Source organism: Mycoplana ramosa, from assembly GCF_041930185.1.
Taxonomy (GTDB): domain Bacteria; phylum Pseudomonadota; class Alphaproteobacteria; order Rhizobiales; family Rhizobiaceae; genus Mycoplana; species Mycoplana ramosa.
On sequence record NZ_JBHEEW010000004.1, the window covers coordinates 236,630 to 255,089 of the forward strand.

Here is an 18,460-nt window from a genome sequence, read left to right on the forward strand (position 1 = left end):
TGGCATCGGCAGACAAGTCGCATGGCGCCTGGCAAGCGTGCGGTCCATCGGTAGTCCTCTTCAAGTCACTGTTTGTCCTTTCGAAAACCGCATCCACCCCGACAAGGGGCAGGGTGGAAGATCGTTATAGCCATGTCCAAGTCTGAGTCACTTTCGATAAAATGTCTGGCCTTTGGTCTCTGTCTGTCTTTGGGCAACGGGCTGGCGGCGACGGAAGCTTACGCCCTCGATCCGGCGTCGGGCGTGAACAAGGAGAGCCGCCCGTTCGACCTGTTCAAGTTCGGCTTCTTTTCCTACAAGGAAGGCCGCAAGGAAGACGCCATCGAAGCCTATCGCTATGCGGCCGAGAAGGGACACACCGGCTCGCGCTGGGCGCTCGCCAACATGTATGCCGACGGCGACGGCGTGGCCGAGAACGATCTCGAGGCCTTCAAGATGTACAGCGCGATTGCCAGCCAGGGCGTGGAGCCCGGGTCGGACGACACCGGCTTTTTCGCCAATGCGCTCATTGCGCTCGCCGGTTACTACCGCCGCGGCATCCCGGACACGCCGGTGAAGATCGATCTGGGGCAGGCGCGACAACTTTATTTCCAGGCCGCGTCGACCTTCGGCATTCCGGAGGCGCAGTTCGAGTTGGCGCGCATGATCCTGTCCGGAGAGGGCGGGTCGGCCAACGTCCATCAGGCCAAGAAGTGGCTGAACAGGGCCCAGAAGCATGGCCATGCCGGCGCCATGGGCCTGCTGGGCAATCTGATCTTCCAGGAAGGGCAGTCGGCTCGCGGACTGGCCATGATGACCGCGGCTGTCGACAATTGCGCCCCGAAGGATTGCGGCTGGCTGCAGGAGATGCAGGAGCAGGCCTTTTCGCTCGCCAGCGAGAAAGACCGCCGCGCAGCCGTCTCGATGACGCAGCAGATGAAGCAGGGCGTCAATTAGACCTGAGGTTCGATCCCCGTCTCCGATAGCCGCCTCGCTCAGGGCGGCATCGCCGCGTCAGGCGAAATGGCCGACCACCGGCACGTGATCTGACGGCTTTTCCCAGTTGCGCACGTGCTTTTCCACGGCGGTGCAGACAAGGCGATCGGACGCCTCGGGCGAGAGCATCAGGTGGTCGATGCGGATGCCCTTGTTCTTCTGCCAGCAGCCGGCCTGGTAGTCCCAGAATGTATAGAGCGGTGTCTCGTCGGTCGACGCGCGCACGGCATCGGTGTAGCCGAGGTTCTCAAGTCGCCGGAACGCCTGCCGCGTGGGCGGCAGATAGAGCGCGTCGCCCTGCCAGACCTTCACGTCCCAGCAGTCGTGAGGTTCGGGAATGACGTTGTAGTCCCCGGCGAGCACGATGGGTTCCTCGAGCGCCAGCCGGTCCTGCGCGAACGCCACCAGCCGGTCCATCCAGGCGAGCTTGTAGGGGTATTTCGTCGGATCCTCGGGCGGGTTGCCGTTCGGAAGATAGATCGAACAGACCCGAATGACGCCGCCATTGATGGAAAACACGCCCTCGATGAAACGCGATTGTTCGTCGCCATCGCCCCCGGGTAGTCCGCGGCTGATCTCGTCCGGGCGGATTTTCGACAGAAGTGCGACGCCATTGAAGCCCTTCTGGCCGTGCGTCTCGACGTGATAGCCGAGCGCCTCGACCTCGAAGCGCGGAAAGGCGTCGTCCTGGCATTTGATTTCCTGCAGCGCCACGATGTCCGGGGCCGATTCCCTGAGCCAGGTCAGGAGATTGTCGATACGGGCGCGCACGCCGTTGATGTTCCAGGTCGCGATCTTCATCGGCATCTGTCTTTCTGGACGATCGGTTTGGGTGAATATGGCGGCGAAGCCGTCGAAGCGGTCAAATTGAAAAGCTGGTGCCGCAGCCGCAGCTTGCGACCGCGTTGGGATTCCTGATCTGGAACGACTGGCCCATGAGATCGTCGACGAAGTCGATTTCGGCGCCGTCCATGTAGACGAGCGAGATCTGATCGATCAGCACGCGCGCGTTGCCCTTCTCCAGAACCAGATCGTCCGCTTCGGAGTCGTCCACCAGGTCGAACTTGTAGGAAAAGCCGGAGCAGCCGCCGCCTTCGACCGACACGCGCATCGCCGTCTTGGTCGGATCGGCGCCGAGAATGGTGGCAATCCGCTTGGCTGCTGCGTCCGAAAGGGTGACGTTCCTGTCGCTCATGGCGGCCTCCGGGCGGGGTCAAGGTCCGCCGAGATTCGATTCCCTTGCCGATCCTTGCCAATCGGCTGCTGCACCGTCAAAGTGCGCTGAGATAAGTGATTGATCTCATATATAAAGAAGCATGCTTCTTGCAGTGCGCCTTTACGCTGTGCACACTATAGGTATGAAGGCGTCGGGGCCGCGTCAATGGGCGGCCCGAAGCAGGTGAGCTATGACACTGGACAGACACGCCCTCGGGTTCGGCGCAGGCCAGAGGGCAATCTATGCGGCCGATCCATGGTCGAGTCGCGGAAGGCTTTTTGAAGAGAGCCAAAGTCCGACTCGCTCCGACTTCCAGCGGGACCGCGACCGGATCGTCCACACCACCGCGTTTCGCCGGCTGAAGCACAAGACCCAGGTCTTCATTGCCGCCGACGGAGACCATTACCGCACCCGACTGACCCATACGATCGAGGTGGCGCAGATCGCACGCGCGCTTGCCCGCGCGTTGAAGCTCGACGAGGATCTCGCCGAGGGCGTGGCGCTGGTGCATGATTTCGGCCATACGCCGTTTGGGCATACGGGCGAGGACGCCCTGCACGAGGTTCTGGCGCCCTACGGGGGCTTTGACCACAATGCGCAGTCGCTGCGCATCGTCACCAAGCTGGAGCGGCGGTATGCGGAGTTCGACGGGCTGAACCTGACCTGGGAAAGCCTGGAAGGGCTGGTCAAGCACAATGGGCCGCTGCTGACGCCGCAAGGCGAGGGCACCCGCGGCCCCGTGCCCCAGCCGATCCTCGACTATTGCGCCCTGCACGATCTCGAGCTTGCCAGTTACGCCAGCCTCGAGGCACAGGTTGCCGCCATTGCCGACGACATTGCCTACAACACCCACGATATCGATGACGGACTTCGGGCGGGCTATCTTACGCTGGAGATGCTGGAAGAGGTGCCCTTCCTCGTCGGGCTGATGGCGGAGGTGCGGCGCCTTTATCCGGGGCTGGAGCCATCCCGCTTCACCCACGAGATCATGCGCCGGCAGATCACCGCCATGGTCGAGGACGTGATCGGCTATGCGCAGGCGGCGCTGCGGGAGGTGCGGCCGGAATCTGTGGACGACGTGCGCCAGGCCGGGCGCGTCCTGGCGACGTTTTCCGATTCGTTTGCCGCGACCGACAAGGCGATCAAGAAGATGCTGTTCTCCCGCATCTACCGTCATCCCGAGGTTATGCGGGTGCGCGCCGATGCCGCTGCGATCGTCACGGACTTGTTCCATGCGTTCATGAACGACCCGCAGCAGATGCGGGGCCACTATTGGGTAGACCATATCCGCGAGATGCCCGAGGCCGCCAAGGCGCGCCACGTCGGTGATTACCTGGCCGGCATGACCGACAATTATGCAATCGATACCCACAGACGGCTGTTTGACCGCACCCCGGAATTGCGATAGTCACCCGGCCAACCCGGAATTTCAGCGCTTTGAGCGTGTGGCGCGCTTTGCGCACGGATGGATGACATGAACCTCTTTGTCGATTTCGAGACCAGAATCAAAAGCGTACTGGAAGAACTTGATGTCGTGCGTGAGAAGCGCGCCGAGGTCGATTTTTCTCGAGTCGGTGTCGAGCCGCCGCGCGATGCCAGCCACGGTGACGTGGCGACGAACGCCGCAATGGTGCTGGCCAAGGCGCTCGGCACCAATCCGCGCGCGCTGGCCGAACTGATCGTCGGCAAGCTGCGCGAGGACCCGGAAGTGGCCGAGGTTTCCGTGGCCGGTCCCGGCTTCATCAACGTCCGCCTGTCGGTCGGCTATTGGCAGAAGGTGCTCGCCGACATCATCCGCCAGGGCACGGAATTCGGCCGCAGCCAGGTGGGTTCGGGGCGCAAGATCAACGTCGAGTATGTTTCGGCCAACCCGACCGGTCCCATGCATGTCGGTCATTGCCGCGGCGCCGTCGTTGGCGATGCGCTGGCCAATCTTCTGGCTTTCGCCGGCTACGGCGTGACCAAGGAATACTACATCAACGACGCCGGCTCGCAGGTCGACGTCCTCGCCCGGTCGGCGTTCCTGCGCTATCGCCAGGCGCTCGGCGAGACCATTGGCGAGATCCCGGCCGGCCTGTATCCGGGCGATTATCTCGTCCCGGTCGGCGAAGCGCTGGCAGCCGAGTTCGGCTCGAGCCTTCGGCTGATGCCGGAGGAAAAGTGGCTGCCGATCGTCAAGGACCGCACCATCGACGCGATGATGGCGATGATCCGCGACGATTTGCTGGCGCTGAACGTCTCCCATGACGTTTTCTTCTCCGAGCGCACGCTGCACGCCAATGGCGGCGCACCGATCCGGACGGCGATCAACGATCTGACCTTCAAGGGCCATGTCTACAAGGGCGTGCTGCCGCCGCCGAAGGGGCAGTTGCCGGAGGATTGGGAAGACCGCGAGCAGACCCTGTTCCGTTCGACGGAGGTGGGCGACGACATCGACCGGCCGTTGATCAAGTCCGATGGCAGCTACACCTATTTCGCCGCCGACGTGGCCTACTTCAAGGAAAAGTTCGATCGCGGCTTCGACGAGATGATCTATGTGCTCGGCGCCGATCACGGCGGTTACGTCAAGCGGCTTGAAGCCGTCTGCCGCGCGATCTCCGAGGACAAGGCGAAGCTGACGGTTCTCCTGTGCCAGCTCGTCAAGCTCTATCGCAACGGCGAGCCGGTGAAGATGTCGAAGCGCTCGGGCGACTTCGTCACGCTGCGCGATGTCGTCGAGGAGGTGGGTCGTGATTCGGTGCGCTTCATGATGCTCTATCGCAAGAGCTCCGAGCCGCTCGATTTCGATTTCGCCAAGGTGACCGAGCAGTCGAAGGACAATCCGGTATTCTACGTGCAGTACGCGCACGCGCGGTGCATGTCGGTCTTCCGCCAGGCGGCGGAAGCCTTCCCGGACGTTGATTTCGATGGTCTTGATCTCGCTTCGGCAGTGAAGGACAAGATCGCCGACCCCGCTGAACTGCAGTTGCTTGCCAAGCTTGCCGAGTATCCGCGCGTGGTCGAGGCGGCGGCGTCGGCCCACGAGCCGCACCGCATTGCCTTCTACCTCTATGATCTGGCAAGCGCTTTCCATGCGCACTGGAACAAGGGCAAGGATCAGCCCGACTTACGTTTTGTTAATGATAAAAACCGAGAATTGAGTATAGCCAGACTCGGGCTGGTGTATGCCGTCGCATCTGTTCTAAAGTCGGGCCTTGCCATTACAGGCACTGTCGCCCCGGACGAGATGCGGTAGTGTCACCATTTGCCCACAATAAGCTGGCAAACGCGTTTTGTAGCTTGCGAGTGGAGCAGTATGGCAGACAACAATCTTGCGCGTAGCGGAGCCGCCGACATCGGCCTTCTGTCGGACGATGATCCATTGGCGGAACTCGCACGCATTGTCGGCTACGAGCCACGCAATGTGCCGACGACGGCGCGCCCCGTGCCGCCGGAACCCTTGGTGGAGCCCGTCTTCGACCTGGAAAGCGAGCTGCTGCGCGAATTTGCGCGCTATGACGCGCCGCCGCTTGATCCAGTCGCAGATGTCGACCGCGGCGCCGCGACCGGGATGCCCGGTGACGGCGTTCTGAGTGTCGCCGACCTATCGGACGCCGCTGTTTCGCGTTCCGATGTTCATTCTGAGGCAACCCGGTTGCCGATCGCCGATCGGTCTGAACCGCTTCCGGCTGCTGGCTCTTTGCCCTCTGACGAGGGGCTACGCCCGATCGTGGCCGATAATCCTGGCTCGGCATCGGCGGCGCCCGCACAGGTGCCGGAGCTGTCGGCTTCCGACGTTGAATGGTGGCCGGTCGCAACGCCGGTGGCTGCAACGCCCGTGCCTGCCGCGCCCCTGTCTGTGGTCGCTCCCGACGCATCGCCAGCTGTTGAGCCCGTGTTCCTCGGACTGCAGCCCGCCGAGTATCCTGAAGCAGCCGCCGAGCCGGCTCCTCTCGACCTCGATCGTGAGCTGGAGCTGTCGCTCGGCGATGTCCTTGGGGAAACTCCGGACGTCTCGCATGTTCGGCCGCAGACGCACTCTGCCGAGACGCCGCGCCTGTCCGATGCGGCTCCGTCCTATGACGCGGCGGCGGCCGGCCTGGTTGCTGGCAGCGGCGGGGCCAATGCCAGTGCGGTGAGTGGCTCGACCATTGATTCGCATTTCACGGTCGACGTGCCCGATCGCGTGGTGGCGGATCTGCCGCCGCTGGCTTATTCCGAGCCGCTACCGGTCGTTTCGGAAGGCAGCGATGGCGCCCATTTCGAGGCGGCGGAACTCCCCGTCGAGGTCGGCTCGGTCGATTTCGTGCCGGCTTGGATGCCCGAACAGCAGGTCGATGCTCCCTTGGCGATCGCCGAGGATGTGCTGGCTTCATCCGCGGCTGATACGGCGGCGGAAACAATCGAAACGTTCGAGCCCGCGTCGTCCTACGAGGTTGCACCTGCTGCGCGCGCGGCAACTGGCTACGAGTTCGATGAACTGCTGGCCGAGGTCGAGCGTTTCCCTGTGCCGGAAAACCTTGCGCCGGTTGCGACCCCGTTGCAGACGCCGCGCCCGCGCGCCGGATCGCTGGACGGCTTCTCAAGCATCAAGTTCGGCCGCGCCACCCCGGTCGCGCTCGATCGGCAACAGGCGAGTGCTGCGGCACAGCCGATGCCGGCGCCGGTTTCGCCGGTACAGGTCGTTGCGCCGGCCGAACCTACGGCCGCCCCGGCCGTCGGGCCGATGCCGGACATTGCAGCACCGCGCCCTGTCGGGCCGCGACCGGCGGAGCCGGTGAACGACTACGACGCTGCCGTAGCCGCTGACGCGGTCGAGGACGCCTTCGCAAATTTCGAGATCGATTTCTCCGACGTGGAGTTCGACCTGGATCCTTCTGATCTCGTGCTGGGGGATGAGGCGAAGCCTGCGGCCGCGCAATTGACGCTGCAACCCGCACCCGGTTCTGCATCCATTTCCCAAGCCAAGACGGTGGGTGTTGCGGCTGTGCCGGCGCCGCCGGTTTCACCTCAGGCCCAACAGGCGAGGTTCGAGCCTGCCTTGCCGGTCGAGGCGGCGGAAACACGCGCGCCGGAACCGCTCGAGTTCGATGGCGCATTGCCGTTCGATCCGTCGCTGATCGCCGAAACCGACACCAGCGTTGCGCCCGTCGCCGAATTGGATGTGCCGCAGTTGCCGGCCATCGAGAAGGAAAAGCCGCCGGTTCACCCGCCGGAATTCGATTTCGACATCGATGCCGAGATGGCGCAGCTGTTTGCAAATCCGGCGGCCGGGGAGCCGGCTCGCGGTGCCGAGCGGGCCGGCACTGCCGCGCCCGCTGCGACTGCGGCGAAGGTGGGATCCGTCGAGACCGACGAATTCGACAAGGCGCTGGAGGAGGATCTGCGTCGCTCGCTGTCCCAGTCTGAGCGCCACGCCATCCCGCTCGATGCGCAACAGGTTGACGGCGAATACCTCGGCGACGGTTATGACGAACCGGTGCGTCGCGGCAAGGGGATGCTGGTTGCCGCGGCGGCGGCCCTTGTCGTCCTTGGCGGTGCGGGCGTCTATGCCTTCATGGCCAGTTCGGGCGTGGTCGGGACGGGCAGCGGAGAACCGCGCGTCATTCTGGCCGACAAGGAACCGGTGAAGATCGTGCCCGAGGAAAAGGGCGGCAAGACGGTGCCGAACCAGGACAAGGCGGTCTATGATCGCGTTGCCGGGGCGTCCGAAGCACGACCGCAGCAGGAGCAACTCGTCACGTCGACCGAAGAGCCGGTTGACGTGGTCCAGCGCACCCTGGCGCCGGAATCGCTGCCCTTCGACGGACCGGAAGACGAGATGCCGGCCGACGACGCGACGGCGGCGGACGATCGTCTCCTGCCGGGCGTCGACGACGTCGCGGCGGACGCCGGCCATCAGGAGGACAGGTCGCCGATCGTCTCGCCGCGCAAGGTCCGCACGATGATCGTCAAGCCCGACGGAACGCTCGTTGCCCGCGAGGAGCCCGTGACCGAACCGGAAAGCGCGCTCGCTTCGCCCGACAATGCCGCACTACCGGCGGCGAGCAATTCGACCGGCGAAACCGCGAGTGCGGCGGGCGCCTCGGCCGTCCCGTCTGCGACCGCAGAAGCGGGTCTGCGTGCCGAACGTGCCGGCGAAGTCGCCGCGGCTGCGGATGAAAATGCGAGCGCACTTCAGCAAGCCGCCAACGTCTCTGTTGCGGACAGCGCGCCTGTTGGCGTCGTCGGAACGACGACCCCCGGCGCTGTCGCCGATGCACCGGCCGTGGCCGGCGGCGTTCAGACCACCGGGACGGTGGCCAATGGGGCGCCGGTCCCCGTGACGCGGCCGGCCGATCAGCCGGTCAATGTCGTCGGAACGGTGACGGAACGCGGCCGCGTGTCGGAGGCAAGCCCGACCGAGACCGCATCGCTCGCATCCGATGCCGCCGCGCAGACGGGGGGCGAGCAGCCGGCCGCTGTCGACAATCCGGGCGGTTACGTGATCCAGATCGCGTCGCTGCCGTCGGCAGAGGAAGCGCAAAAGTCCTACCAGAGCCTGTCTGCAAAGTTCTCCGGAGTGATCGGCGGTCGCGGCGTGGACATCAAGCGCGCCGATATCCCGAACAAGGGCACCTACTTCCGCGTGCGGATTCCGGCTGGATCGCGCGAAGAGGCCAACGCGCTGTGCGCCAAGTACAAGAGTGCGGGCGGCAGCTGCCTCGTGACGCGGTAGGCCGAACGGCAAGGCATGTTGCAAATGGCGCGGTGATCCCGCGCCATTTGCGTTTGGGGCGTGCTTTTTTGTGAAATCGCCGTGACAACTCTCGCCTTTCGCGTCAGGCGTCGTATGATTCGACCCCATGAGCGAATCGAAATCCTTCATTTCCGGTTGCAAGGGGCTGACCCTCACCGATGACGAAAAGGCCTTCTTCAGGGACGAGCGTCCCTGGGGCTTCATCCTGTTCGGCCGCAACATCGGCGAGCCGTCGCAGGTCGCCGATCTGACGGCGGCGTTGCGCGAGACCATCGGCGGCGACCCGCGCATCCCCGTGCTGATCGACCAGGAGGGCGGTCGCGTCCAGCGCGTCAAACCTCCCTATGTTCCGCAGTATCCGAGTGCCGCAGCGCTCGGGGCCGTCTATCGACAGGACGAGGAAAAGGGGCTTCGTGCAGCCTGGCTGATGTCGCGGCTCTTCGCATTCGACCTCTCGCGCCTCGGCGTCAACGTCGATTGCCTGCCGGTGCTGGATGTGGCGGTTCCAGGCGTGCACGACGTCATCGGCAACCGCGCCTACGGACAGGAACCGGAGATCGTCTCGGCGATGGGGAAGGCGGCGTCCGAGGGCCTGAAGGCGGGCGGCCTGCTGCCGGTGATGAAACACATGCCCGGCCATGGCCGCACCATGGTCGATTCGCATCACGACCTGCCGGTGGTGAACGCGCCGATCGAGGCGCTGGAGGCGGTCGATTTCGTTCCGTTCCGGCGCATGAAGGACGAGCTGATGGGGATGTCGGCCCACATCGTCTTCACCGACATCGACCGGGACAACCCGGCGACGACGTCGGCGAAGGTCGTCCGCGACATCATCCGTGGCCATATCGGTTTCGACGGACTGCTGATGTCCGATGACGTGTCGATGAACGCCCTTCGCGGCGATATCGCCGCACGGGCGCGCGGCATCATCGCCGCCGGTCTCGATTTGGTCTTGCACTGCCACGGCATCATGGAAGAAATGATTGCAGTTGCGGAGAATGTGCCGCCGCTGGTAGGAAAAAGCCGCCAGCGGGCTGACGCTGTCATCGCGGGCTTCCCGCAGGCCGATGGCGCGGACGAACAGGCGCTGCGGGAGGAGTTCAATGCCCTGATCGCGATTGCCTGAGGCGGCGCGGCAGGGAAGGGTGCGCCAAGGAGCACAGGTGTCCGGATCGAGGTTCAAGCCGCAGAAGGTTCAAGCATCGGACGGTGCGCCGATGGAGGAACTTTGGCAGGACGACGACCGCCGCGGGCTGCACGAAGAGGGGCTCGTCGTCGATATCGCCGGCTTCGAGGGTCCGCTCGATCTCCTGTTGCACCTCGCCCGGACCCAGAAGGTCGATCTCGCGCGCATCTCCATTCTTGCGCTTGTGGAACAGTATCTCCACTTCATCGATCGCGCCCAACGCATCCGCATCGAGCTCGCTGCCGACTATCTGGTCATGGCGGCCTGGCTTGCCTATCTCAAGTCGCGGCTTCTCATTCCGCAGGCACCGAAGGACGGAGGCCCGACGGGCGAGGAGATGGCGGCGACGCTGGCGTTCCGGCTCAAGCGGCTGGAGGCGATGCGGGACGCGGCCACTCGGCTGATCAACCGCAACCGGCTCGGCCGCGATTTTTTCGCCCGCGGTGCGCCGGAGCACATCCCGACACAGCGCAAGTCGGCCTTCGACGCCTCGCTTTACGACCTGCTCAGCGCCTATGCCTCGCTCCGTCAGCGCCACGCCATCACCCAGGTCACGATCGAAAAGCGCAACGTCTGGTCGCTGGCCGATGCGCGCGAGGTCCTGCATCGGCTGGTCGGCGAGATCGATGACTGGACGGCCCTTGACCATTTTCTGCTGCGCTACATGACGGATCCGTCCGAGCGCAAGACGGCGATCGCCAGTGCCTTTGCCGCCTCGCTGGAAATGGTGCGCGAGGGACACCTGGAAATCCGGCAGGAGGGCGCGTTCCAGCCGATCTATCTGCGCCGCGGCCTGCTGCCGCGCACAGGCAGCGTTGAGGATAGCGACCTTGTCTGAAGCAAGCGACGCAGAGAACAAGGCCAGTGCGTCCGACAGTGCGACGATTGTCGATCCCCGTCGCCTGCATGAGGCCGCGCGCATTGCCGAAGCCCTGGTTTTCGCGTCTGCCGGCCCGGTGGCTGAGGGGTACATCGCCGATCGCCTGCCGGCCGGCGTCGACGTCGGCCACGTGATGCGTCAGTTGAAGACGCTGTATGCGGGGCGCGGCGTCAATCTCGTTCAGGTCGGCGATCACTGGGCGTTCCGCACCGCGGCGGACCTGTCCTTTGTCGTGCGCAGCGAAGAGGGCGAGGTACGCAAATTGTCGCGTGCGGCGCTCGAGGTCCTTTCCATCATCGCCTATCACCAGCCGGTGACGCGCGCCGAGATCGAGGACATCCGCGGCGTACAGACGTCGAAGGGGACCCTCGACGTGCTGCTCGAGGCCGGCTGGGTTCGGTTTCGCGGTCGCCGGCGCACGCCGGGCCGCCCCGTAACCTTCGGAACCACCAAGGATTTTCTGGATCACTTCGGGCTGGAGGAGCTCCGGGACCTGCCGGGCCTGGAGGAATTGAAAGGGGCCGGTCTCCTGTCCGGTCGCATCCCGTCGAACTTCCAGATACCGCTGCCGCTCGGGGAGGACGAACTTGACGAGGACGAGGATCCGATCACATCGCTGGACCTGGAGGAACTTGGCCTCTTGACACCGGGCGGAAAAGAAGACGAATAGCGGAAGCTTATCGTCGTCCTGAATTGCCTGCGCTTTTCGGGCGACGGGCAGGAGCGGCAGGGGGTCTCCCCGGGCTCGAGAATGAAGGCAGGATTGGCAAGGCATGGCTTCGTCGGAGTTGAACGGGAGCGAAATGCGCACCGCGTCGGCGGTCACCTTTGCCGCAAAGCTGTCCTTCGAGAACATCCACCACAGCTATCAGGGCAAGCAGACGATCCGCGGCATTACGATGTCGGCGCAGCCGGGCGAAGTGCTGTGCTTGCTCGGCCCGTCCGGCTCGGGCAAGACGACGCTGTTGCGAATTGCGGCCGGAATCGAGGCGCAGCAGGTCGGGCGCGTGCTCCTGAACGATCAGGAGATCGCCGGCCCCAAGGTCTTCCTGCCACCGGAACGGCGCGGTGTCGGCCTGATGTTTCAGGATTTTGCCCTTTTTCCGCACATGTCGGTTCTGGACAACGTCCGCTTCGGGCTGACGGCCTTGCCCAAGAACGAGGCCGTGGCCGAAGCCCACCTGGCGCTCGAGCGCGTGGGGCTTGCGCACTACGCGGACAAGTTTCCCCATGCGCTTTCCGGCGGCGAGCAGCAACGCGTCGCCCTTGCCCGCGCGCTCGCTCCACGCCCGTCGGTGCTGTTGATGGATGAGCCGTTTTCGGGTCTCGACTCGCGGCTGAAGGACTCCATTCGCGCCGATACGCTGGCGATCCTGCGCCATTCCCGTGCAACCGCCATCGTCGTCACCCATGACGCCGAGGAGGCGATGCGGATGGCCGACCGCATTGCGCTGCTGCGCGACGGGAAGTTGGTGCAGGTCGGAACGGCTGAGGAACTTTATCTGAAGCCGGCGGACCTTTTCGCCGCCGGGTTCTTTTCCGAAATCAACATCTTTCGCGGGTCTGTTCAGGCCGGAAAGGTGGAGACCCCGCTGGGAAACGTGCCGGCAGGTCCGCTTCCGGACGGCGCGGACGTGCGCATCGCCGTGCGGCTTTCGGGTGTCGCGGTGTCGCAGTCGGAGGGGGCCGTCCCGGCGCGCGTGCTGTCACGGCGTTTCCTCGGGGTCGTGGAACTGCTGGAACTGGCAGTGCCCGGCACCGATCAGCCGGTTCGCGCCCGTATTCGTGCGGGCCAACTGCCGTTTGGATTGCGCGAGGTCAAGCTTTCGGCTAACGAGCGGGATATACTAGTATTTGAAAAAGACGGCTGAACGTCTTACATCGATGGAATTCTAAAGGAGTACGGGAATGGGTTCTTTCAGCATCTGGCATTGGCTGATTGTTCTTGCGGTGGTGCTGCTGCTGTTTGGCCGTGGCAAGATTCCGGAATTGATGGGCGATGTCGCCAAGGGCATCAAGAACTTCAAGAAGGGCATGTCGGACGAGGAAGCCGCCGACAAGGCCAAGACTGTCGAGCACAAGGCCGACGAAACCAAGTGATCGGCCTGCCGCGGCAGTCGCAGCGGTCTGAGGAAACGCTCTTATGCTTGAAGTCGGCTGGACCGAAATTCTTGTCATTGCCATCGTCCTGATTATCGTGGTGGGCCCGAAGGACCTGCCACAGATGCTCAGGACGTTCGGCCAGATGGTCTCGAAACTTCGCGGTATGGCCGGCGAGTTTCGTCAGCAGTTCGACGAGGCGCTGCGGGAAGCGGATCTCGACGACGTCCGAAAAACGATCGGCGACGCGCAGAAGCTCAATCCGATGAACGCGATCCGCGATGCGGTCAATCCGCTTCGCCAGGTGGGCGACGAGATCAAGTCGGACCTGCAGAAGGCGACGAGCATCGGTCAAATGGAATCGACTGCCGCTTCCTCGCTCTCGACGGAGGCACCCGGTGAGGCTCAACCGGCTGCCGCCGAAAACGCTGCCGCAGCGCCCGCCGCCGGGACTTTGGCTTCGGCAACCGCCGTTACGCCTGTGGCGGCGGCTCCGGTTCAACCGGTGCAATCCGCTCCGATCAATCCGGTCGAGGCGACCGCGAAGGCGATCGAACAGGCCGCAACGGCGAAAAGGCCGGCAACCACAAAGCCGGCGGCTGGCACAGAGGCCAAGCAGCCGGAGCAGAAGACGGCAAGGAAGCCTTCCAGTGCGAAAGCCTCCGCCAAGCCCGGCAGCGCCGCCAAGACCGTGGATAAGGTTGTCAAGCCAGCGCGCAAGACCGCCGGCGAAGCCGCCAAGAAGGCCACGACACGCAAGCCCAAGAAGGACCAGGCATGAGCGGCGATTATGAGGACAAGCCCCAGCCGCTGATCGAGCACCTCATCGAACTGCGCCGGAGGCTGATGTGGGCCGTCGGTGCGTTTTTCGTGGCGTTCCTCGTCTGCTTCTATTTCGCCAAGGGCCTGTTCAACCTGCTCGTCTTGCCGTTCAAATGGGCGGTCGAGTGGGCTGGGATGTCGCACCGCAACATCGAACTGATCTACACCGCGCCGCAGGAGTTTTTCTTCACCCAGATCAAGGTGGCGATGTTCAGCGCGCTGGTGATCGCCTTTCCGATCATCGCCCAGCAGATCTACAAGTTCGTCGCCCCCGGTCTCTACAAGAACGAGCGCGCCGCCTTCCTGCCGTTCCTGATCGCCTCGCCCATCCTGTTTCTGATCGGCGCCGCGCTCGTTTATTTCTTCTTCACCCCGATGGTGATGTGGTTCTTCCTGGCCATGGAGCAGGGCGGCGGCGAAGGGCAGGTCTCCATCCAGCTTCTGCCGAAGGTGTCTGAGTATCTCAGCCTGATCATGACGCTGATCTTCGCTTTCGGCCTGGTGTTCCAGCTGCCGGTGATCTCGTCGCTTCTGGTGCGCGCCGGCTTCATCTCCTCGCAGTCGCTGGTGGAGAAGCGGAAGTATGCGATCGTGATCGCCTTCGTCGCGGCTGCGGTCCTTACGCCGCCCGATCCAATCTCCCAGATCGGCCTTGCGCTACCGACCATCCTTCTCTACGAGATTGGCATCTATACGGCCCGACTCATCGAACGGCAGCGGGCGAGCGCCGCCCAGGATTCGGACTCCGAAAAGGATGCGGCGGACGTGCCGGCATCGCAGGAGGCCGACAAGGCTTGACACGATAGCTGGTGCAAGCGGACGCTGCCGGGCGGAGGGGCACAACCCTGTTACGCCTGGAGCGACAATGCTTGATATCAAATGGATCCGCGAAAACGCCGAGACCCTCGACGCCGCGCTGGCAAAGCGCGGCGCCGAGCCGCTTTCGGCAAGCCTGATCGCGCTGGACGAGACCCGCCGCATCGTTATCCAGAAGGCGCAGGACATGCAGTCGCGCCGCAATGCCGCGTCCAAGGAGATCGGCACTGCGATGGCGCAGCAGAACGCAGCACTTGCCGAAAAGCTGAAGGCCGAGGTCGCCGAGATCAAGACGATGCTGCCGGCGGCCGAAGAGGAAGAGCGCCGGATCACGGCGGAACTGAACGATGCGCTGTCGCGCATCCCGAACGTCCCGCTCGACGACGTTCCCGTCGGCATAGACGAAAACGACAATGTCGAAAAGCACAAGTGGGGCGCAAAGCCAGGCTGGAACCACAAGCCGCTGGAACACTTCGAGATCGGTGAGGCGCTCGGCTGGATGGATTTCGAAGGCGCGGCAAAGATTGCCGGCGCCCGTTTCACGATCCTGAAAGGTCAATTGGCGCGGCTCGAGCGCGCACTCGGCCAGTTCATGCTCGATACCCACACGCAGGAACATGGCTACATCGAGGTCCAGCCACCGCTGCTGGTGCGTGACGATGCGATGTTTGGCACCGGCCAGTTGCCGAAGTTCGCCGAGGATCTGTTCAAGACCACCGATGGCCGCTGGCTGATTCCGACCGCCGAAGTGCCGCTGACCAATCTCGTCCGCGACGAAATCCTCGCCCAGGAGAAGCTGCCGCTGCGTTTCACCGCACTGACGCCGTGCTTCCGCTCGGAAGCGGGCTCGGCCGGCCGCGATACGCGCGGGATGCTCCGCCAGCACCAGTTCATGAAGTGCGAGCTGGTCTCGATCACCGACGCCGAAAGCTCGGTGGCCGAGCATGAGCGGATGACCGCTTGCGCCGAGGAAATCCTCAAGCGTCTTGGCCTTCACTATCGCGTCGTCACGCTGTGCACCGGCGACATGGGCTTTGGCGCCCGCAAGACCTACGACATCGAAGTCTGGCTGCCGGGGCAGGACGCCTATCGGGAGATTTCCTCCTGCTCGGTCTGCGGCGATTTTCAGGCGCGGCGCATGAACGCGCGCTATCGCGGCAAGGACGACAAGAGCCCGAGATTCGTGCACACGCTGAATGGTTCGGGCGTCGCCCTCGGCCGCGCGCTCATTGCCGTCGTCGAGAACTATCTGAACGAGGATGGCTCGGTCACCATCCCGGACGTGCTGCTGCCCTACATGGGCGGGCTGAAGAAGATCGAAAAGGCGAATTGAGGGGACGAAAGAGCGAATGCGCATTCTGCTGACCAATGACGACGGTGTCCACGCCGAAGGCCTCTCCGTGCTGGAGCGGATCGCGCGCACGCTGAGCGACGATGTCTGGATCGTGGCACCGGAGACAGATCAGAGCGGACTTGCGCATTCGCTGACCCTGTCCGAACCTCTGCGCCTGCGCAAGGTGGCAGACAAGCGCTTTGCTCTGCGCGGCACGCCGACCGACTGCGTGATCATGGCGGTGCGCGAGATCCTGCCGGGCCGTCCTGATCTCGTGCTGTCCGGGGTCAATGCCGGCGCGAACATGGCTGACGACGTCACCTATTCGGGAACGATCGCCGGTGCGATCGAGGGCACCTTGCAGGGAATAAGGTCGATGGCGCTGAGTCAGGCCTTCCGCCATGCGGAGGGGCATATGGTGCCTTGGGAAGTCGTCGAGCGGTATGCGCCGGATCTGATCCGGCGTCTGATGGACGTCGATCTCCCCGATGGCACGTTCTTCAATCTCAACTTTCCCAATTGCCCTGCCGATGCCGTTTCCGAAATCGAGGTCACCTCCCAGGGCAAGCTGGATTTCGGGATCACGATCGAAGAGCGCAAGGATGGTCGCGGCTACCCGTATTTCTGGTTGCGATTCGGCGATCGACAGGGTGATTTCCGCGCCGGGACGGACATTCATGCCCTCAGGGAGAATGCGATTTCCGTCACGCCGCTCAAGCTGGATCTGACGGACTACGCGGTCCTCGACCGCGTCAAGCGTGCGCTTGGCTAAGGGGGAGGCTGCGATTGAACACGGCACGGGTGATTGAGAAGGAAGGCTTCGCGGCGCTCGCCCTGCGGCTGCGCGGCGAGGGTATCAACAACCTCGATCTCCTGACCGCCGTGGAGCAGACGCCGCGCACACTCTTCGTGCCGCCGCAGTTTTCCGGGGACGCCTATTCGAGCCGCCTGCTGCCGATCGACTGCGGCTCTTTCGTGGAGGGGGTCGACCTCGCCGTCCGCCTCCTGCATCTGCTCAATCTCAAATCCGGCCAGCGCGTTCTCGAGGTTGGCACCGGCAGCGGCTTCACGGCGGCGGTCATGGGGCGCCTGACGGAGCGGGTGCTGACCGTCGACCGCTACAAGACGCTCGTGGCCGGTGCACAGCAGAACATCGAAAAGACCGGAGTGCGCAACGTGATCGTCCGCCAGGCGGACGGCAGCAACGGCCTGGTGGGCGAGGGAACGTTCGACCGGATTCTCGTCACTGCCGCCTTCCCGGCGATGCCCCGCCAGTTCGTCGATCAACTCGTCTCGGGCGGCATGCTGCTCGCACCGGTCATGGTCAGTGACGAGACATGCCGGATGGTGAAGCTGGTCAAGACCGGCAGCCGTTTTGATCGCGAGGACCTGTTCGAGGTTCCCTACCTGCCGATCGTGCCCCATCAGGCTCGGGCCCTCTGATCGATCCCCGTTTCATCGGCCGCGATTTGACTGGCGATCTTGACTGGTGCGCATCCGCTTGCCGCCAGCTCAAAATTGCTCCCGCGGTGGCGGCGAGGTCGGCAAATGGCGAACGTTAATCATTTGTTAACCGATGCAAGCTTCGCGCAAGCTTCGAACTCTAAGCGGGTTGTCTAGCGACATGTATCCACACGTCGAACGAACCAGCAATGGATCGCCATCCGATGGAGATGAGCATGCAAATCTCGAACAGGATCGCCGGCAGCAAAACGAGTGACAGCCTTGCAAATCTCGCCGCCAGGGCTGCGGGCAAGGCAGCGGAAGAGGCGGCCGACGGCGCGCGGCAGAATGGCTTCACGGCCGGCTCGTATGATCCGTCCGACCAGGTTTCGCTTTCCGTCGAAGCCCTTCTGGTCCTGAGTGCGTCCCGCGATACCCAGCGCTTTCCGCCGCTGACCGAGGATGAGCGCAACAACATCGTATCGCCGGAGCTTGAAGAGCGCGAGTACGCCGCCTTCCGCCACTTCCGCGATGACGGCGACATGAAGGGCTATTACCGCGCCTTTATCGAGTACTTCGACAAGCTGAGGCCGCAGGACCAATCGAGCCCGCGTTATGTCGGCAGCCGCCAGATTGCCGTTTCCGCGTTGCGCTCGCTCGCCTATGCGGAAAAGGCGATGGAAGACGACGTTGGAACCGAGGTGCCGGCGGTGCTGGATACGATCCTTGCGAGCGGCAATACGATTCGTCGCGATGTTCCGCAGATGGTCTCGCCCGGTGCCGCGATTCACGGTGCCGATGGCTCGGGTCGACAGAGCTTCGCCGCTTCCCGCGCCACGTCCATGTATCTCGGCAGCTTTTGACCGCTGTTGCCCGGGATCTGGCCGGTCCGGTCCCGCTTATCAGCGATATCATGGTTAGCAACGTCTCAAGAATCTGAATCGGTGGTCCGGGCCTTAACCGGGCAGTAA

General features: G+C 63.8%; 17 protein-coding genes. 15 read left to right on the plus strand and 2 right to left on the minus strand.

What is annotated here, in order from left to right; genetic code table 11:
- Positions 1 to 132: 132 nt before the first annotated feature.
- Positions 133 to 936 carry an exopolysaccharide production regulator ExoR gene (exoR, locus tag JNC62_RS07175; RefSeq protein ID WP_374837312.1) on the plus strand — a complete coding sequence of 268 codons (804 nt, stop codon included), beginning with the start codon at positions 133 to 135 and terminating at the stop codon, positions 934 to 936.
- 57 nt (positions 937 to 993) lie between these two features.
- On the opposite strand, the gene xth is transcribed toward exoR, so the two are convergent.
- A complete protein-coding gene (gene xth, locus JNC62_RS07180) occupies positions 994 to 1,776 on the minus strand; it encodes an exodeoxyribonuclease III (protein WP_374837459.1) in 783 nt (260 codons plus the stop codon).
- 61 nt (positions 1,777 to 1,837) lie between these two features.
- Complete coding sequence (gene erpA / locus JNC62_RS07185; protein ID WP_374837314.1) at positions 1,838 to 2,170, minus strand: iron-sulfur cluster insertion protein ErpA; 333 nt, start codon at positions 2,168 to 2,170, stop codon at positions 1,838 to 1,840.
- A 211-nt stretch (positions 2,171 to 2,381) separates the two neighbouring features.
- Here erpA and JNC62_RS07190 point away from each other — a divergent pair, with 211 nt between their 5' ends.
- The 14 genes from JNC62_RS07190 to JNC62_RS07255 all read left to right on the plus strand — a co-directional run bounded on the left by JNC62_RS07190 (position 2,382) and on the right by JNC62_RS07255 (position 18,352).
- Complete coding sequence (locus JNC62_RS07190) at positions 2,382 to 3,599, plus strand: deoxyguanosinetriphosphate triphosphohydrolase (protein WP_374837315.1); 1,218 nt, start codon at positions 2,382 to 2,384, stop codon at positions 3,597 to 3,599.
- Positions 3,600 to 3,665: 66 nt separating this feature from the next.
- Positions 3,666 to 5,426, plus strand: a complete 1,761-nt coding sequence (argS, locus tag JNC62_RS07195; protein WP_374837317.1) for an arginine--tRNA ligase — start codon at positions 3,666 to 3,668, stop codon at positions 5,424 to 5,426.
- Positions 5,427 to 5,486: 60 nt separating this feature from the next.
- Positions 5,487 to 8,888: an SPOR domain-containing protein gene (locus JNC62_RS07200; RefSeq protein WP_374837319.1), complete on the plus strand. Its 3,402-nt coding sequence runs from the start codon at positions 5,487 to 5,489 to the stop codon at positions 8,886 to 8,888.
- A 127-nt stretch (positions 8,889 to 9,015) separates the two neighbouring features.
- Positions 9,016 to 10,035, plus strand: a complete 1,020-nt coding sequence (gene nagZ / locus JNC62_RS07205) for a beta-N-acetylhexosaminidase (protein ID WP_374837321.1) — start codon at positions 9,016 to 9,018, stop codon at positions 10,033 to 10,035.
- A 91-nt stretch (positions 10,036 to 10,126) separates the two neighbouring features.
- Positions 10,127 to 10,933, plus strand: a complete 807-nt coding sequence (locus JNC62_RS07210) for a segregation and condensation protein A (protein ID WP_374837461.1) — start codon at positions 10,127 to 10,129, stop codon at positions 10,931 to 10,933.
- A 46-nt stretch (positions 10,934 to 10,979) separates the two neighbouring features.
- Positions 10,980 to 11,645, plus strand: a complete 666-nt coding sequence (gene scpB / locus JNC62_RS07215; protein ID WP_374837463.1) for an SMC-Scp complex subunit ScpB — start codon at positions 10,980 to 10,982, stop codon at positions 11,643 to 11,645.
- Between the two features lie 103 nt (positions 11,646 to 11,748).
- Positions 11,749 to 12,846, plus strand: a complete 1,098-nt coding sequence (locus JNC62_RS07220) for an ABC transporter ATP-binding protein (protein ID WP_374837323.1) — start codon at positions 11,749 to 11,751, stop codon at positions 12,844 to 12,846.
- Positions 12,847 to 12,883: 37 nt separating this feature from the next.
- Positions 12,884 to 13,075 carry a twin-arginine translocase TatA/TatE family subunit gene (locus JNC62_RS07225; protein ID WP_310421199.1) on the plus strand — a complete coding sequence of 64 codons (192 nt, stop codon included), beginning with the start codon at positions 12,884 to 12,886 and terminating at the stop codon, positions 13,073 to 13,075.
- A gap of 43 nt (positions 13,076 to 13,118) precedes the next feature.
- Positions 13,119 to 13,856: a Sec-independent protein translocase protein TatB gene (gene tatB / locus JNC62_RS07230; protein ID WP_374837325.1), complete on the plus strand. Its 738-nt coding sequence runs from the start codon at positions 13,119 to 13,121 to the stop codon at positions 13,854 to 13,856.
- Positions 13,853 to 14,695, plus strand: coding sequence for a twin-arginine translocase subunit TatC (gene tatC / locus JNC62_RS07235; RefSeq protein WP_374837327.1), 843 nt, complete (start codon positions 13,853 to 13,855; stop codon positions 14,693 to 14,695). Before tatB ends, tatC begins: the two co-directional genes overlap by 4 nt.
- Positions 14,696 to 14,762: 67 nt before the next feature.
- Entirely contained in the window at positions 14,763 to 16,046 is a 1,284-nt protein-coding gene (gene serS, locus JNC62_RS07240; protein WP_374837329.1) for a serine--tRNA ligase, read from the plus strand.
- Positions 16,047 to 16,062: 16 nt separating this feature from the next.
- A complete protein-coding gene (gene surE / locus JNC62_RS07245) occupies positions 16,063 to 16,818 on the plus strand; it encodes a 5'/3'-nucleotidase SurE (protein WP_374837331.1) in 756 nt (251 codons plus the stop codon).
- 14 nt (positions 16,819 to 16,832) lie between these two features.
- Entirely contained in the window at positions 16,833 to 17,489 is a 657-nt protein-coding gene (locus JNC62_RS07250; RefSeq protein ID WP_374837333.1) for a protein-L-isoaspartate(D-aspartate) O-methyltransferase, read from the plus strand.
- A gap of 236 nt (positions 17,490 to 17,725) precedes the next feature.
- Entirely contained in the window at positions 17,726 to 18,352 is a 627-nt protein-coding gene (locus tag JNC62_RS07255; RefSeq protein WP_374837335.1) for a biotin biosynthesis protein BioC, read from the plus strand.
- Positions 18,353 to 18,460: the final 108 nt, after the last annotated feature.

Excerpts from the sequence above, each read along its gene's own strand:
- JNC62_RS07200 (WP_374837319.1), top strand. The coding sequence starts at position 5,487 with ATGGCAGACAACAATCTTGCGCGTAGCGGAGCCGCCGACATCGGCCTT.
- tatC (WP_374837327.1), top strand. The coding sequence starts at position 13,853 with ATGAGCGGCGATTATGAGGACAAGCCCCAGCCGCTGATCGAGCACCTC.
- serS (WP_374837329.1), top strand. The coding sequence starts at position 14,763 with ATGCTTGATATCAAATGGATCCGCGAAAACGCCGAGACCCTCGACGCC.
- JNC62_RS07190 (WP_374837315.1), top strand. The coding sequence starts at position 2,382 with ATGACACTGGACAGACACGCCCTCGGGTTCGGCGCAGGCCAGAGGGCA.
- JNC62_RS07210 (WP_374837461.1), top strand. The coding sequence starts at position 10,127 with ATGGAGGAACTTTGGCAGGACGACGACCGCCGCGGGCTGCACGAAGAG.
- JNC62_RS07225 (WP_310421199.1), top strand. The coding sequence starts at position 12,884 with ATGGGTTCTTTCAGCATCTGGCATTGGCTGATTGTTCTTGCGGTGGTG.
- argS (WP_374837317.1), top strand. The coding sequence starts at position 3,666 with ATGAACCTCTTTGTCGATTTCGAGACCAGAATCAAAAGCGTACTGGAA.
- nagZ (WP_374837321.1), top strand. The coding sequence starts at position 9,016 with ATGAGCGAATCGAAATCCTTCATTTCCGGTTGCAAGGGGCTGACCCTC.
- JNC62_RS07220 (WP_374837323.1), top strand. The coding sequence starts at position 11,749 with ATGGCTTCGTCGGAGTTGAACGGGAGCGAAATGCGCACCGCGTCGGCG.
- tatB (WP_374837325.1), top strand. The coding sequence starts at position 13,119 with ATGCTTGAAGTCGGCTGGACCGAAATTCTTGTCATTGCCATCGTCCTG.
- surE (WP_374837331.1), top strand. The coding sequence starts at position 16,063 with ATGCGCATTCTGCTGACCAATGACGACGGTGTCCACGCCGAAGGCCTC.
- xth (WP_374837459.1), bottom strand. The coding sequence starts at position 1,776 with ATGAAGATCGCGACCTGGAACATCAACGGCGTGCGCGCCCGTATCGAC.
- erpA (WP_374837314.1), bottom strand. The coding sequence starts at position 2,170 with ATGAGCGACAGGAACGTCACCCTTTCGGACGCAGCAGCCAAGCGGATT.
- exoR (WP_374837312.1), top strand. The coding sequence starts at position 133 with ATGTCCAAGTCTGAGTCACTTTCGATAAAATGTCTGGCCTTTGGTCTC.
- JNC62_RS07255 (WP_374837335.1), top strand. The coding sequence starts at position 17,726 with ATGCAAATCTCGAACAGGATCGCCGGCAGCAAAACGAGTGACAGCCTT.